We start from the raw sequence: 15,924 nt of genomic DNA on the forward strand, positions 1-15,924 counted from the left end.
TTCGGATTACTAATAATCTCCAAGAAGACCATTCTAGGAATACAATCATTATTGTTGTCGAAGATGCAACCGAACGGATGGTTCTTGAGCAATCTTTGTTTCAAGGTGCAAACGAAGCAAATCTTTTACTACGTAACTTAAAGGCTTCTAAACAATATATTGACCAAATTGTGACATCAATGGCAGACGCTTTGTTAGTGACCACATTATCAGGGGAGATAAAAAAAATCAATTATGCTGCACAAATTTTATTACAATACAACGAAGTAGAACTAATCGGACAATCTATCACAAAAGTTATAAAAGAAGTCAATAACTATCCACTGATAGTTGCAGATATAGAATGTATTGATATATCTCATGGTCAAGACATAAATACTTTAGTAAAAGAGGTAGAAACCGTTTGCTATACTAAAAGTGGTAAAACAATTCCTGTAGCTTTCTCATCTTCAATAGTTAAGACAGAAATTGAACATTTTCAAGGTTATGTTTACATTTTGCGAGACATGACTGAACGAAAACAGGCAGAACTTGCTAAACAGGAATTCTTAGCGATGATTAGCCATGAAGTTCGGACTCCGATCGCATCGGTAAGTGGTATGGCTAGTTTGTTGCTATATACTGAATTGACTGCCGAACAGAAAGATTTTGTTGAAACCATTTACACAAGTGGAAATTCCTTACTCAAAATTATTAACGATTTTCTTGATTTCTCTAAAATCCAATCAGGTCACTTGGAACTGGAAGAAGAACCTTTTGGTTTGCGAAATTGCATTCATGAGGCTCTTTATATGCTTGGGCCAACAGCTAGAGAAAAAGGTTTAAAACTCACATTTTTAGATACTCCTGAAATTCCTACTACGATTGTGGGAGATATCACCAGACTGCGCCAAGTCTTGATTAATTTAATCAGTAATGCGATTAAATTCACCGAAACTGGAAGCATAGAAATTTCAGTTATAATCCGCAAGAATAGCAATATTAATCATTCTGCTCCCAATACTGATGAAATTCAGTTTAGTGTTAAAGATACAGGTATTGGAATTCCACGCGATCGCCTGGAGCGTTTATTTAAAGCTTTTAGTCAAGTTAATTCCTCTATTAATCGACAGTATGGCGGTACTGGGTTAGGTCTTTCCATCTGCAAGCAACTGTGCGAGTTAATGGGTGGCAGAATTTGGGTTGAAAGTGAGCTTGGTGTAGGTAGCACATTTTACTTTACAATTGCCGCTTCTATTGTTCCAGAGGAGTCAGCAACAGCCAATACAGTCTTCTTAGCGATCGAGTCTCCCCAAATGAAGCAACTGGCCCTCAAGAGTCAAGAGTTATTCAGCGTCCCCGATTCTTCTTCCCCGTCTCCTGAATTCCATAAATTAAGAATTCTTTTAACTGAAGATAATTTGGTAAATCAGAAAATAGCCTTGAAACAACTCCAAAGCCTCGGCTACAGTGCTGATGTCGCTAATAATGGGAAGGAAGCATTGCAGCTATTAGAAAAAGTTCCTTACGATTTGATTTTGATGGATTGCCAAATGCCGATTCTCGACGGTTTGGAAACTACAAAACAAATTCATGGTTGGCAAGAAAGCAGCTTTGCTAGTGGTCGTCGTCCGGTAGTAATTGCGATGACAGCTAATGCCATGAAACAAGACAAACAAATGTGTCTAGATGCCGGCATGGATGACTATTTGAGTAAGCCGGTGATGAAAGAAGATTTGGCGGCGACGCTTGAGCGTTGGAAAAATATCATATTCAGAGCAAAAGAAATAAATGCCACAGAGCAGACACTTTCTACAACAAATATAGATTTAGTTGACCTCCCAATTGATTGGGAACACTTGCATCAACTTTCTGAAAACAACCCAGAATTTGAATTAGAACTACTGCAAATATTTGTTGAAGATATTCAACCTCGTCTAGAGTTAATTAAAATAGCGATCGCAACTCATGACTTTGAGCAAATAGCGCTCCAAACCCATCAAATTAAAGGTTCCAGTGCCAATATGGGAGTTACAACCATGCGTCTAGCAGCAGAAAAAATAGAACAACTAGCTTACGACCAAGAGCGTCGAGGTACAACTGACTTAATCGTAGAGTTAGAAGAATTTATTAAACGTATCCAAGAATTTTTAACAACAAAGAAAAGAATTCAGTAATCAGGAGCCAGAATTTTGATTCTGACTCTTGAATTCTTCTTTAATAACATTTACTAATAAATAAACAGTAACGATTATCTTCTGTCGGTTCATAACTCAACTTGTCGGCAATGGCGGACATGATTTTTAAACCCCGCCCACGCTCTTGCTCATTCTCTTCAAATTCAGATGTTTGACGCAATTGCTCTTCTAAATCGAAGGGTTCGCCTTGAGACCAGATCCGAATTTCTATGTATTCATCTAACCGCACAGCTTCTATCTCAATGGGAGTTTCAATAGGTAAATTTTTGTGGGCATGTTCAACAATGTTAGTAAAGCCTTCTATCATCAGCGTTTGACATTGCCACCAAATTTGTTTATCAACAATAGGTGGTTGATTAATTTGCTCAAACCAAGATAAAACTTGAGGTGAAGCTTGAAGGTCTGTGTTGACTTGGAGATAAATTTTCTTATTCACTTCTTAACTAATAAAATATTTTAAAATCATCATATTCGTTAATTAATTTTTTAATTTGAGTAATTTTACTATACATTAAAATCGGAATTTCATATAACTTGAATTAAAGCAACTATATTATCGATATTTTTACTTCATAAAGTGTAATCTATGTTTAAAATTCTAGTTATTGATGATGACCCGACAGTGCGAGCAGTACTGAAAAGCACACTCCAAAGACAGGGTTATGATACTACTGTAGCCAGCAATGGCGAAGAAGGAATTATACAAGCACAAAGGCTGCATCCTGCTTTAATTATCTGTGATTGGATGATGTCTCAGGTAGATGGGCTAGAAGTGTGTCGTCGAATTAGAACAGATCCAGAGTTAGCAACTACTTTTTTTATTCTATTGACGGCTAGAGGAGCAGCTCGAGGAGAAGAAGAAGATAGAGTTAGGGGACTTGATGCTGGAGCAGATGAGTTTATCTCTAAACCAATAGAGATGAATGAATTGAAAGCACGGGTAAGAGCAGGATTAAGGTTACATCAGCTAAATCAGGATTTACAAAGTCAAAAGCAAGTTTTGGAAACATTAAATCAGGATTTGCAAACTCAAAAGCAAATTTTGGAAGCAGAATTGTCTGAGGCTGCTGATTATGTGCGCTCGCTTTTACCTTCACCACTTGTAGGAGCAATAACTACAGACAATTTGTTTATTCCCTCAGCACAGCTAGGGGGTGATTGCTTCGACCATCATTGGATTGACGAGGATCATTTGGCAATTTATTTGTTAGATGTATCAGGTCATGGGGTGGGTTCAGCCCTCCTATCTGTATCAGTCCTGAATGTTTTGCGATCGCAATCTCTACCTAACACTAATTTTTGTCAACCAAGTGAAGTTTTGAAAGCGCTCAATCATGCCTTCCAAATGAGAAAGCACGGTGATAAATACTTCACAATCTGGTATGGAGTTTATCACCGCCTAAAACGTCAACTCATTTATGCCAACGCCGGACATCCACCGGCTTTATTGTTATCTAATACCTCTACGAACAGCATTGAAGTTAAACAGCTAAGTTCTTTAGATTTACCAATTGGCTTTTTACCTGAAGTTCAATTTGAGGATGCTGCTTTTGAGGTTGAAATAAACAGCACTTTATACATCTTTAGTGATGGTGCTTATGAAATTAATCAGTCAGATGGTAAAATTTGGGGTATTGATGCTTTCATTGACTTACTAACCAAATATAGTCAAAAAGATACTTGTAATCTTAATCAACTATTAGCGAACATTCTCACATTAAATGCTCAAGATAATCTTGATGATGATTTATCTTTAGTAAAAGTTAATTTTGGTTAGTATAGTCAAATACAGCAGTGAATAGGGAACAGGGTTGAAAGTCTCTTTATATATGACTTTTTGATTAAATTTTGTACCTCATTTACCTAAAATATGCTGTATACAGCTTGAAATTTGGTATTGTCTAGCAGCTTACTGTATTGCCAATACTTGGCGATTGAAGTCATCTTGATCAGCAAAGGTTTGAAAAATTCTATCCATTTTAGTGAGTTCAAACAACATTCTGACTTGATCACTAACCGAACAAACAAACAGTTTGCCATTAGCAGAACGTACCATTTGCATTGCTGATACCAAAGAACCTAAACCAGAGCTATCAATAAACTTCACTTCTTTCATATCAATCAACAAAACATCGGCTCCGGCTAGCAGAATATCGCTAACTTCACGACGTAATTCATTCCCTCTAATACCATCTAAAATTCCAGACAATTCTAGTATTTTTACACTCAAACTCATGATTTTATTTCCTGTTTTTTGTTTTGAAAACTATGTATTTATATTTTGGCATTGATATCATGAAAACCGCAATAGATAGAGCAATGCTTTTGTGTTACTTATGCATTTAGCTCTGTTTTACTACTTGCTGATTGCTATTATTTGCTATGGCAGTAAAAAAGCTAGCATCAACCCATTGCCGAGAAATTTCAAAAGCTTCAAAATAGCCATCTTTTTGACCTAACTCTCGTGCCCAAAAGCGAGATAAAACCAGTATGGCATCAAGCTGCATAAATGCTTTATTTAACTCTGATTCATAACAACCAATAGCGGCAACTTTTTCTTCAATTACAGAGGTGATATCTACAAAAAAGTTTGGTTCAAAACCACGTAAGAAAACAGGCGGTGCTGAATACCATAGAGGTATGTTTTTGCGGGTAGCAACATTAGAAACTGCGATCGCACATACTTCATGATCTCTATGTCCATATTTTTCTGGTTGTGGTGCGTGGGTAATAATCAAATCGGGTTGCCAACGTCCCAGAGCTTCTTCAGTCACTTTTATTACTGCTTGGGTTGAGAAGTTGCACTCTTCAAGTGCATGAAACTCGTAAGTTGCACCAATGATTTTACCCGCTGCATCTGCTTCTTGATGACGCGTACCTTTAATAGGCGAACTAGAAAGACCGCCATCAGTCAAAATTAAGCAATGAACATTCCACCCTGCTTTAGACATTAAACTGAGAGTACCAGCAGCAGGTAGAACTTCATCATCAGCATGAGCATAAATTGTTAAGACATTTCGCTGATTAGAGTTGTTTAAGTCTGAATAAGTGTTCATAGCTGTTTTTTCTAGATTGAATTTGCAAGTAACTCAGCACTCTTAATTAGGCCTCTTTTGGAGGTTGCCAAACAGAGGCGCGGATAATAGCCGACAAAAGCAATAAGTTATAGATGGCCCATGCACCATTGAGTAAGTGAACGCCAGGATAATTCAGATGACCAATTGCAAACTGATAAAGACTCCATAATATTCCTAGAATGGTCAGGATAAAGACAACTAACTGTGGCCAAACCAGCCGGAGATAAATCCCAGATTGCCGTTGTTTAGGTGTAACTTGAAAATTGAGTTTTTGTCCTGTAAATACACTCCATACAGCTTGGATTAATAAGGGGAATAAAGCGATCGCATATTGTTCAGAGCGCCAAACTTCTCTAGCTGGAATGCCCCAAGTGGCTGATATAAAAGTCAGACGGTTGATAATAAAAGCGGGAAAAAAGTGTAAGGCAAAGTCAGGGCCATAGGTTTTAACTGGAATAATATCCGTAAAAAAATAGATAATTGGACAAGAAATAAAAACCAAAGTTGCAAAACCAGAGAAATAACTATACATCGTCTTAAAATAGTGCAACCTTTGCCAAAAACTTAATCCTGGTTTGGTGAGCGGATTTTCTCTCAATAGCACTTGGATAGTTCCTTGTGCCCAACGTAGTCGCTGTTTCAGAGTAGAACTCAGGTCATCTGGTGCTAAACCTTCTGCTAGAAGTTCATTGTGATAAATAGATTTCCATCCAGCACCATGCAGACGCATCGCTGTATTCATATCTTCTGTAATACTGTTGCTGGATACGCCACCAATTAATTGAAATTCATTCAGACGTTTTTCGTCTTTGGCAAACTCATCAGCAAAATGTTGTAGTCCCACACTAATCAGTGCTTCCCGCCTCAGAATCGCATTTGTGCCTGTATAAAAAGCGGCATTCATGCCATCTTTGCCTTGTTGAAGTGGCCCATAAAATAAATTTGCTCGATGTCCAAAAGGATCGCCTGGAGGAATATTGTAAAAATCTTGGCGGGTCTGAACAAAAGCAATTTGATTCTGATCGTATTTACCTGTGAAAAGATTATAGGTGTAGAAATAAGGCAGAACTCGCTTGAGAAATTGTGGTTTAGGAATATGGTCAGCATCTAGGGTAAGAAGAAACTGTCCTGAAGTTTCTCCCGAAAAAATCGCGTAATTGAGATTACCCGCTTTCGCATGATGGGGTACACCCGCTGGTTTGGGACGAGCAATGTAGCGAAAACGAGCGAGTTCAACTAGTTCTAGTTCTTTCTTGCTAATAGCTTCTTGTAAGGCTTTGCGTTCGCTAACTAGGCGATCGCGTAGCGTCTTTGCAGGAGAATCGCTAATAGTATGATGTTTGGGAGGTAGCCAGAGAATTAACTGACGCAGACTTTGCACAAATCCAGCAGCAGAATCGTTAACTACTGATTTTGATGATGCTTGCAGCCATTGTTCAGCAGCTTGAGCATTAGTTGTGAGATTTTCCAGTTGCTTCAAGCGCTCGAACAAATAAGAGCGTTCTGCATCAATTCGCACTACTTCTTTCTGTAATTGTGCAGACTGCAAATCCTCAATACACAATCTTTCGGTCATCGTTCGCATATCAGCTGAGTTACCATCGTCCAGCACATAAACGCGTAACTTTATGGGCGGATAATCCATTGCTAGGGCGGCTTTAGCAGTTTCTTCGACAATTTCTGGTGGTTCGTTGTAGCAGGTTACAAACACATCCACTGTTGGCCAGTCGACTCTGGGTATAGGTGGGGTCATTTGGTCGAGAGACTTAATTTGTCGGACTAGAGGTCGCCATAAGCCAATTACAAACATTACGCCACCGAAATAGCTATAAATCTCTGCTATCAGTAAAGGAATAGAGATCCAGAGGGCATCAAAATTGATGGAGTGGGTGATGCGCCATTGCAAATACCAGATGCCAAAAATTAAATTAATTTCTGCTAGATAACGAAATAACAGCGTTCTTTTTTTGAGTAATGAGCGGCTGTTACCAGAAAAGTTTGCGGAATTATCAATAATAGAAACTGAAGTCATTTTAGTACCGATAGTTAATGTATCTGCATCTCCCCTCAAAACAAGTATTCCCTAGTTAAATTTGTAACTAACAACTTATTCTCGATTAACCCAAAATTTGGCGTTGCTGAATTGAGGTTTGAAGAAGAATGCACAATTCAGAATAGGCTAAACCTTAGCTATCCGCTAACAGAATTCAGCAATCTTGATGCGACTCGAAAATACTCGCTACCGCAGACTCGCTCTAAGCGTACCCCTACGGGGAAGCAAGCTACGCACAGCGTCTCTAAGAGTTGTCATGCCGTTGGCTTTATGCTGCGCTATCCGCTTTTTCGGTCAGAATTTATTCTGTTAGCGGATAGGGGACTTCCAAATAAAAAAATATGCGATTAACTATTGTGGGGTGGGCATCTTGCCATAGGTGTCAACTTAACGCGAAACCGCTTGTCCGCCGGAAATTGAAATTCCCGTCTCATAGCTAAAGTCATCTGAAGATGACTAAATATCGCCAAAAATCTCCAGTCTACTTCAGTAGACTTAAGCTATTAGCCCGAAAATTTATTTCCGGGCGGACATGGAAGCAAATAGATAAGCTATTTCCAGCTTAAGTTGACACCTATGGCATCTTGCCCACCCCACAATATTGGATAATTTATTTCTTGGAGTTCCCTAAAGACGTAGCAGTGCTACGTCTCTACAAGAATTCTGTTATTTTGTGCCAGTTACTAAATGGGTATTTTTACCATCTGAAACCCAGTAACTTCCAGAACTATCAGAAATTAACTTAGTTTGTGGTGTGGCAGTGCTAGGTAGACCCCGCCCAGAATTTCCCTCGCTAACAGCTTGCCACCAAAGAGAGTTCATGGTGGTAGTCGGCCGAATTAAGGGTTGTCGATTTGTCACGCTGTATAGCAAGGATTGCAAAATTATACTGTTGGTGTCGCTAGTGAAACCAATTGCTGTTTTGCCGGTGGTTTCGTAGAAACCCTCATAAAATCCAGCCGATGGATTATATAAGTCAGTCGTCCCTTGGAGTAATTCTTGACTATACTTATTTTCTGGAAGTAGGGCATGATAGGCAAAAGCGACTGCTGTACTTACCAATCGCCCCTTTGGTACTGGTTTACCGTCATCTCCCAAAGCTGCCCAAGGCTCACCTTGTCCAGTAATTGTACTGTGGACAGTGTAAGGTTTATGGTCAATCAAGGTGGTAGCTGAGGCTGTGAGGGTGCCGGTACGACGGTAACGTTCGGCTTGCGCCTGGAAAATTGGCTCAAAGAGCGATCGCATTTGTGGATCTAGTCCAAACTCCAGGGCATAGAGTACAAAAGGATTGCTAACTGTGTATTGGTTAACTTTGGAATTAGTATCTGTGCGATGGCGTTGAATTGGAACTTTCACCCCTTCCACTGAGGCAGTTTGATATTCACCACCAACAGCAGAACGCTCAAGATTAAACCCCCACAATTGAAAGGCACGAGCGGCATATTCTTCATAACCCAAGCGAATTTCTGGGTTAACGCGCGTTAGATATCGCCCATCTTGCTCTTTGGTGACGGTGGCACTAGAGAGAATACCTTCGCGCACCACACGCAAGTATGACCAATCCAGCACAATTTTATCTACCGCAGCCGTGTATTCTGGATGACAGGTTTTTAAGTTGTAAAGCGCTGCCAGCATTCTACCTAAATCTAAAGCTGACCAGCCGTTTCCTTCTGGAATTGGATTTCCACCATAATCTACTGGTTGGAGCGATCGCGTATCGTAACTCCGACTCGGCAATTCTCCAGCAAATAATGGTAACTTTGTCAATGCTGCCAACAGATGGCGAGTGCGCCCGTCAAATTCCTTGGGGGTAATTATATCGAGCGATCGCGCTGCATGGAGGGCTGAGAGATAATTTCCCAATCCCCAGAGGGTTGCACCTTTGAAATCACTGCGATCGTCTATCAGCCCATTCTTGGAGTGATAATTGGCTTGAAAGTATCGCCAAGCCGCCTCTGCATAACGCCGTTCAATAACCGTCAGCGATCGATCTAATTTCAGGTTAGATGATGGACTATCTACTGGTGGAATCGGTGCAACAGCCACTTCTGTCGGTTTAGAATTGTCCGTAGGAATTGCGATCGGAGTCTTAACAGTAGAATTCGGTTGATTTGCGGGTGTAATTGGAGAAGCATTTTCGCTAGGCTTACCAGTAGAATTCGATTGATTTGAGGGCGTTGCTGGAGAAGAATTTTCACTAGGCTTACTTGCAGAGCCAGAAGCAATTAAAGGGTGATTTCCCCTAGCTTTATAGTATAAAATCTCCAAAATTAACCCATTGGTATTACCTGTTAAAGCTTTGTTGGGTTGTTTTGATTCTTCATAGATCCCAGCATAGTAACCACCATCATCAGGACTACGGAGATCCTTAACTGCATCAAAAACTTTTTGGGCGTAGGCATTATCTGGAAACAGGTAATGCCAGCCAAAAGCAGCTTTTGTACTAATACTGCGAAACTGTGGATAAGGTTGATTGCTATCGGTAATAGTTGCCCAGTTGACACCGTTGGCGTAGACGGTGTTGTAGAGAAAATAAGGTGGTTGGTCGATATTATCTTCTGTGACGGCAGTTAACTGACCTGTGGTATCAAAACGCCGTTTTTGGACATCTAAAACCCTGGCAGCAAAATTGGCTAACTCACCTTGCAAGCCAAATTCAATCCCATCCAGGATATAAGACTCACTCACAACATAATTATTAGCATTGGTGCTTTGAAAGTCACGGCTATCAACAGGAATTTGGACACCATTAATTTCCACTAACTTAAAAGGTTCTAAAGCAATGGCCTTGGGTGCAGAAAAACCCCAAAGTTGATAACCCCTAGCGCCGTATTCTTCGTAACCGAGTCGTCCTTCTTGCACCAATAACGTTTTCTTGTCAGGGAGAACAGTAGCGCCAAAAAGTTCCCCATCTTTGAGCGATCGCGCCACCTGCCACTTTGCTACAATCCCTTTGAGCCACTCATTATATTGAGGATGACAGGTACGGATGACATCAAAAGCAGCCAGAATTCGCCCAACATCCAAAGCCGACCAACCAATACCCCGCTCTAGTGGATTGTTACCATAATCAACCATCTGTGCAGTGGCCGCGTTATAAACTTTATTTGGCAGCGCATCTTCAAATAACTTCAGGGTGTTGAGAGTCGTCAAAAACTTATTGAGGCGGGAATCAAAGTCTGCTTGATCAGTCAGATTCAACCAGCGTGCAGCATTCAACGCCATCAGGTAGTTACCCATATCCCACAGTGTACCTGAAGGATAAGCCCCAGTAGAATTGGTAAATCCCGTTGCTGGCTGATAATTTTTGACAAAATACTGCCAAGCAGCACGAGCATAAGTTTGTTCTTCAGGTGTGAGCGGGGCTGTAATATTGCTACAGCTATTGGAATTTTGGGATAAGACTGGTGTCGGGATGTAAAACAACAATTGCAGAAATGTCCCAACTAGGAACAATGCAATCCATCTCAACAGCTTTTGTTGAGGGCGTTTGTATATCATAATTTAAAGAAGGAATTAGGAGTTAGGAGCGCATAGCGCGTCTATACAGTTATATTCGTAAATCGAGATTTATGAGGTGTATTATTTTCGTGATGGCTATCAATTCAGTCGAGTAGCCTTGCTTCCCCAAAAGGCTTTATTTGCGCCAACCTACTTATGTAGAAACTTTTTATATATTTATGACAAATTGGGTAAATAAGCGGAGAAGTTCTGGTATCTTTTTTATTTTATAAGAAAAATTATGTATATATAATTAGACCGCTAGAGCTTGATTAGGAGAGCGATGGAAAAGGTATCGGTGGAGTGCCATTCCTCAAGAACTATAAGTTGTTGTCTGGTAGACAGGTTCCAACTTTTCAGACAAAGATTTGTGACCGTAGAATAACTTAAGTTATAAGTGCATTGAACTACTACATAGGATAGGATTGATGACTTCTTTACCGAATGTTAATAAACCAATAGAAAGAGTAGACGTATTCTTATTTGAGTCTTCTGATTACAAAGAATTTGACTCTTTAATAGCTCAAGAGTTAGCAGGCTTAATCCAAAAAGTGTATAAGCAGTTTGATGAAAGAAATCAACTAGAACTTAGTGGGGATTACGAGTTAAAAAGTGAACTCCAAGAAAATGATCTTCCTTTCGGCTTCGTTGCGTCTAAAAAGAATAGCAAAGATGTATTTGTCGTTTTTCGTGGCACAAAAACATTTGCTGAGTGGTTTAAGGATGTAAATATTCCACTTGTTTCTTATAATGACGGCAAAAATCGAGACGGAAGCATATTGCAAAAAATACAGCTAATTCAGTCCCCAGTTGAAATTCCGAAAGTTGGTGATTTTGGTCGTGTCACTGTCGGTTTTAGACAAATATATATCAATCTCCGAGATGCAATGATTAATGCGCTTCAAAAATGCGATCCGGACTCTCGCATTTTTGTCACAGGACACAGCCTTGGTGGTGCATTAGCAACTTTAGCGATTCCAGATATTATTAAAAACACTAACTTTCAGCCGAAAGATGTTATTTTGTACACTTTTGCCAGTCCTCGATGTGGAGACAGAGAATTTGCCATTAAATTTCGAGAAACAGGTGTAAGGCATTGGAGAATTGCTAATACTGAAGATTTTGTAACTATGATTCCGTTTCCCACAGGAAACGTTTTCCAACCAGCACCATCTGAAACACCACCTGAGTTAGACGTATTGCCGAAAAATCCTACAGTTGGCTTGGGTACAGGGGGAGTCACTGGGCCAGACAGAAATCCCAATCCACTTTTTGGCTTCTTTAAGGCGATGTATGACAGAAACAAAAGAAGGATGCCAGATTACGTGCATACTGGCACACCAGTTTGTTTTACGATTCATGCAGCCGCTTTAGAGCAGCACCACAATTTAGAAGAGATTTATATGCGCGGAATTTTGAGATTCATACAATCAAAATGATTAGAGTCTGTTGCATTGTAAGATTCTAGTTGTCAAGAAAAATATTCTAAAGACGGAGGCTTTTAGAGTGCAAATTGTTGCCACTATCGCTATTGCATTCGTTGCATTTATACATATTGTTATCTCGGTAGTGGAAATGTTTTTCTGGAAAAATCCCCTTGTTCATCAGAGACTTGGTTTTACAGCCGACGTTGCAAATCAAGTGGCTCCAATTGTGAAAAATGCAGGGTTATATAACGGTTTTATTGCTGCTGGCTTAATTTGGGGAGTATTCAGTAAAAGCGATTTCCTATCAATTCGGGTCTTTTTTCTGGTGTGTGTTGCGATCGCAGGTATCTTTGCTGCGTTAACTCTCAAACGGACAACTCTTGTATTTCAAACACTTCCCGCATTCATTGCGCTGATTTTTGTTTGGTTGGCTGCATAGCACTTGTTGTTTGGGTAGAAAGTCAATAAATCTGGATCGTAGAGGAGGCGATCGCTCATACTAGATGTTAGACACCTTCGACTATAGGAGCCGTCTATGTTGCTACAAGAATTGAAGGAGCAGGTCTTCAAGCTACCACCAAGTGATCGCCTTGCACTGGTGAGTGCCATCATTGAGTCCTTGCAAGACACGCCAATTTCTGAGCCTGAACGCTCTAGCGCCATTAGACGGATGCGAGGCTTGCTAAAAACAGACCAGCCAGCACCGACTGATGAAGAAGTAGCTGTAATGTTAGAAGAGCGACGAGTGGACAAGTATCTTGAATGAAAGTTTTAATTGATACTAATATTGTCCTAGATTTTCTGTTGCAGCGATCGCCATTTTTCCAAGACGCGGAGCTGTTGTTTCAGGAGATTGATTCTGGTCGTGTCGTTGGATATATCACAGCGACAACACTTACAGATATTTTTTATATTTCCCGAAAACACACACGTAGCATTGACCAAGCACGGCAAGCAGTTTCAGAAACGCTGACTGTTATGGTAATTTGTCCCGTTAATCGAGCCGTCTTGAAATCAGCGTTCGGATCTGGTTTAGCTGATTTTGAAGATGCTGTTCAAATCGCTTGTGCTATTGCTCAAGGTTTAGATGCTATTGTGACACGCGATACGCAAGGTTTTTTGAGTTCATCCGTACCCGTTTTATCAATTCATGAGTTGTTACAGCAGTTAGAGGCGCAAAATAGCAAGTAGTTGCTTGTCAGGCAAAGATGGCGATTGTTTTTTCAGATTGTCACAAACGCAGTCCAGCAACTTTTAAAATTAAACTAGGTCTATCACAAGAATGTGAGCAGTTATGCTATGAAAACCTTGGCTAAATGGTCTGTAGACGACTATCACCGCATGGTTGAGGCGGGCATTCTGCGCGATCGCCATCTGGAATTGCTAGCAGGCGAAATTGTTGAGATGAGTCCAGAAACCCCAATCCACTACACCACAGCAAAACGAGGTGCAAAGTATTTAGAAGAGTTGCTATCAGGTAAAGCTGATGTCCGCTTCAATGGGCCGATTACACTATCCGACTCGGAACCCGAACCTGATATTGCAATCGTTCGACTTCCAGAATCATCCTACAGCGATCGCCATCCGGCTCCTCAAGATATATTCTGGATTGTAGAAGTTGCCAAGACTAGCTTAAACAAAGACTTGGAGATCAAGGCTGCGATTTATGCGACGGCTGAGATTCAAGAATATTGGGTTTTAAGTTTATCTGCTAAACAGATGATTGTATTCAGAAACCCTCAAAATGGTAAGTATGTTGAAGAATATACTCTTACGCAAGGAACGATTACACCATTAGCATTTACAGATATTTCAGTGTCCGTTCAGAGACTTTTGCCATAAAGTGCGTTACTGAATAGACTTATGTGGGTAAAATATGGACATTGCACAGTAGATAACTTCTATTATGCAACGCCAGTTTTTTCATGGTCTGAGAATCTTAGCTGTAACTTGCGGCGTTCTGATAGCCTTTTTGGTTGACTTATAGCTTTTGACTCCTGCCCAAACGGTGAGCGGTTGTCCAACTTGTTTATACAGCAAACTCTCTAAAATCACGCCATTATTATTAGCGGTAAGAGTTTTATTCGGCTGACGCAGAGATTCATAAAAACCGTTGTACCAGCCATCTTTTGATTTGAGACTGCTTTGAACGAAATCAAATAACTGCTGCGTGTATGCAGTCTTATAAAGTACATGCCAGCCGATCGCAGCTTTGGCACTGAGGAATCGCAAATCGTTGTGTTTTTCTCTGGTATCTGCAATGGTTGCCCAAGGTTCTCCGTTGACAAATAGGCTGCTGTAAACAAAGTAGGGAGGGCGATCTAAGTTGTCTTCGGTGACGGCGGTTAATTGTTTTGTCGCTTCATAACGCGCTGCTTGAGCAGCTAAAATCCGATCGGCATAAACTTTCGGCAAAGCTTGAAACCCAGTTTCGATACCATCTAAGATATAGGGTTCGCTCAGAACGTAATTATTGGCTCCAGAGTTTTTATAGTCGCGTTTATCGTAAGGAATTCCCTGTCCGTAAAGGTCAACAAAGGCAGTATGGGACTGATAATCTAAGGCTTGCTTAACATCCAAACCCCATAGTTTCAAACCATAGGCGGCATAATTCTCATAGCCCAAGCGACCTTCTTGGTTATACTGTTCTTTACCTTTGATGACAGCAGTACCGTACATTTGGCCATTTTTGGTTAGACGCTTAACTTGCCAATGTTTCCAAACTGCTGCTGTTTGCGATCGCATTTCTGGATACTTGGCCTCGACAATCTTCAGCCAAATTGCCATTCTTCCTAAATCGATGGCTGACCAACCAATTTCTTCGCGTTTTTCTAGTTGACCATAATTAACAGGTACGAGAGTTTTAGCATTGTAGACCTTGTTAGGTAGTTCTCCTTTATACAAGGGGATAGATGCTAATGTATTCAACATTTTGGTCATTTTGGCATCAAATTCAGCCGCAGGCACGATATTGAGTTCTCTAGCGCTGACTAAGGCTGCGATCGCTGCTGTCTGATCCCACATACTGATAGAGGCAAAACCATCCACAGAATTGATTAAGCCAGTTTCATCGTTCCAGTTGCGCTGGAAATATGACCAAGCCTGATGGGCAGTTGTTATCTCCTCTGGGGTTAGTTTTCCAACTCCCGGAGCAGTGTATGGAATTATGGCTACTGTTAATTGGTTCTTAGGAATGGCTTGACCTGGCAAAACTACAGATTTCGCATCAAGGCTGGCAACTATTTCCGCTGCTTTAGCATCAGAAACAGGACTTTGGGTTTGGGGTTTCCTTGGTTGTAGCAATTGGCGGGAAGCAGTTTCGGATGCTGATATTTCCGGTTTTTCTATAGAAGTCTGAGAAAGTTGTTTAGACCAAGTATTTAAAATTGCGATCGCGATTACAGCGGTAACTACTCCTCCTACAGAAGCTAGTATGGACAAGCTCTTAGGTGGCGGTTGAAAATCAGAACTCATACTGATTAAAGCCTCATATTGTAAGTTAGCGTTGCTTGCGTAGTTTCACTAAATACATTCTTCCCAACTTTGAAATCTAACTAACATAGAACTTACGCACCCGTGACAAAAAACTAAGCCTTTGCGATTACTTCTCTACGAGACGCTCTGCGAATGCTTTGCTCGTAATGACGTAAAATCGTAGTCCGTGCGTAAGTCCTGTAATACTAAGG

12 protein-coding genes and 2 pseudogenes are annotated in these 15,924 nt (G+C 40.5%); 8 read left to right on the forward strand and 6 right to left on the reverse strand.

The window, feature by feature from the left end:
• Window positions 1-179: 179 nt before the first annotated feature.
• Window positions 180-671 (forward strand): annotated as a pseudogene (locus tag FD723_RS44145) (histidine kinase dimerization/phospho-acceptor domain-containing protein); the annotation flags it as partial.
• Between the two features lie 207 nt (window positions 672-878).
• A pseudogene (locus tag FD723_RS44150) lies at window positions 879-2,156 on the forward strand (ATP-binding protein); the annotation flags it as partial.
• A gap of 40 nt (window positions 2,157-2,196) precedes the next feature.
• On the opposite strand, the gene FD723_RS16440 reads toward FD723_RS44150, so the two are convergent.
• Entirely contained in the window at window positions 2,197-2,613 is a 417-nt protein-coding gene (locus FD723_RS16440) for an anti-sigma regulatory factor (RefSeq protein WP_179066275.1), read from the reverse strand.
• A gap of 150 nt (window positions 2,614-2,763) precedes the next feature.
• Here FD723_RS16440 and FD723_RS16445 point away from each other — a divergent pair, with 150 nt between their 5' ends.
• Window positions 2,764-3,954, forward strand: coding sequence for a SpoIIE family protein phosphatase (locus FD723_RS16445; RefSeq protein ID WP_179066276.1), 1,191 nt, complete (start codon window positions 2,764-2,766; stop codon window positions 3,952-3,954).
• A gap of 132 nt (window positions 3,955-4,086) precedes the next feature.
• On the opposite strand, the gene FD723_RS16450 is transcribed toward FD723_RS16445, so the two are convergent.
• From FD723_RS16450 to FD723_RS16465, 4 genes are all read right to left on the reverse strand, one after another.
• Entirely contained in the window at window positions 4,087-4,413 is a 327-nt protein-coding gene (locus FD723_RS16450; RefSeq protein WP_179066277.1) for an STAS domain-containing protein, read from the reverse strand.
• A 106-nt stretch (window positions 4,414-4,519) separates the two neighbouring features.
• Window positions 4,520-5,233: a PIG-L deacetylase family protein gene (locus tag FD723_RS16455; RefSeq protein ID WP_179066278.1), complete on the reverse strand. Its 714-nt coding sequence runs from the start codon at window positions 5,231-5,233 to the stop codon at window positions 4,520-4,522.
• 46 nt (window positions 5,234-5,279) lie between these two features.
• Entirely contained in the window at window positions 5,280-7,286 is a 2,007-nt protein-coding gene (locus tag FD723_RS16460; RefSeq protein ID WP_179066279.1) for a glycosyltransferase, read from the reverse strand.
• 687 nt (window positions 7,287-7,973) lie between these two features.
• Window positions 7,974-10,811: a DUF3131 domain-containing protein gene (locus FD723_RS16465; RefSeq protein ID WP_179066280.1), complete on the reverse strand. Its 2,838-nt coding sequence runs from the start codon at window positions 10,809-10,811 to the stop codon at window positions 7,974-7,976.
• Between the two features lie 428 nt (window positions 10,812-11,239).
• Between FD723_RS16465 and FD723_RS16470 the strand changes: the two genes are divergently transcribed.
• From FD723_RS16470 to FD723_RS16490, 5 genes are all read left to right on the forward strand, one after another.
• Window positions 11,240-12,250 (forward strand): lipase family protein, encoded by a 1,011-nt coding sequence (locus FD723_RS16470; protein ID WP_179066281.1) that lies wholly within the window; start codon window positions 11,240-11,242, stop codon window positions 12,248-12,250.
• A 67-nt stretch (window positions 12,251-12,317) separates the two neighbouring features.
• Window positions 12,318-12,677 (forward strand): DUF1304 domain-containing protein, encoded by a 360-nt coding sequence (locus FD723_RS16475; protein WP_179066282.1) that lies wholly within the window; start codon window positions 12,318-12,320, stop codon window positions 12,675-12,677.
• Window positions 12,678-12,773: 96 nt separating this feature from the next.
• A complete protein-coding gene (locus tag FD723_RS16480; RefSeq protein ID WP_179066283.1) occupies window positions 12,774-13,004 on the forward strand; it encodes a hypothetical protein in 231 nt (76 codons plus the stop codon).
• The gene (locus FD723_RS16485; protein ID WP_179066284.1) at window positions 13,001-13,429 is read left to right on the forward strand and encodes a PIN domain-containing protein; all 429 of its coding nucleotides are present in this window, start codon (window positions 13,001-13,003) and stop codon (window positions 13,427-13,429) included. The genes FD723_RS16480 and FD723_RS16485 overlap by 4 nt, the downstream gene beginning before the upstream one ends.
• Before the next feature lie 108 nt (window positions 13,430-13,537).
• Window positions 13,538-14,080: a Uma2 family endonuclease gene (locus FD723_RS16490; protein WP_179069172.1), complete on the forward strand. Its 543-nt coding sequence runs from the start codon at window positions 13,538-13,540 to the stop codon at window positions 14,078-14,080.
• 81 nt (window positions 14,081-14,161) lie between these two features.
• Here FD723_RS16490 and FD723_RS16495 read toward each other — a convergent pair whose 3' ends face one another.
• A complete protein-coding gene (locus FD723_RS16495) occupies window positions 14,162-15,712 on the reverse strand; it encodes a DUF3131 domain-containing protein (protein WP_179066285.1) in 1,551 nt (516 codons plus the stop codon).
• Window positions 15,713-15,924 lie beyond the last annotated feature (212 nt).

The sequence above is a fragment of the Nostoc sp. C052 genome, assembly GCF_013393905.1.
Taxonomy (GTDB): Bacteria; Cyanobacteriota; Cyanobacteriia; order Cyanobacteriales; family Nostocaceae; genus Nostoc.

Coding starts and splice junctions, on each gene's coding strand:
- FD723_RS16445 (WP_179066276.1), top strand. CDS start 2,764: ATGTTTAAAATTCTAGTTATTGATGATGACCCGACAGTGCGAGCAGTA.
- FD723_RS16450 (WP_179066277.1), bottom strand. CDS start 4,413: ATGAGTTTGAGTGTAAAAATACTAGAATTGTCTGGAATTTTAGATGGT.
- FD723_RS16455 (WP_179066278.1), bottom strand. CDS start 5,233: ATGAACACTTATTCAGACTTAAACAACTCTAATCAGCGAAATGTCTTA.
- FD723_RS16460 (WP_179066279.1), bottom strand. CDS start 7,286: ATGACTTCAGTTTCTATTATTGATAATTCCGCAAACTTTTCTGGTAAC.
- FD723_RS16465 (WP_179066280.1), bottom strand. CDS start 10,811: ATGATATACAAACGCCCTCAACAAAAGCTGTTGAGATGGATTGCATTG.
- FD723_RS16470 (WP_179066281.1), top strand. CDS start 11,240: ATGACTTCTTTACCGAATGTTAATAAACCAATAGAAAGAGTAGACGTA.
- FD723_RS16480 (WP_179066283.1), top strand. CDS start 12,774: ATGTTGCTACAAGAATTGAAGGAGCAGGTCTTCAAGCTACCACCAAGT.
- FD723_RS16485 (WP_179066284.1), top strand. CDS start 13,001: ATGAAAGTTTTAATTGATACTAATATTGTCCTAGATTTTCTGTTGCAG.
- FD723_RS16490 (WP_179069172.1), top strand. CDS start 13,538: ATGAAAACCTTGGCTAAATGGTCTGTAGACGACTATCACCGCATGGTT.
- FD723_RS16495 (WP_179066285.1), bottom strand. CDS start 15,712: ATGAGTTCTGATTTTCAACCGCCACCTAAGAGCTTGTCCATACTAGCT.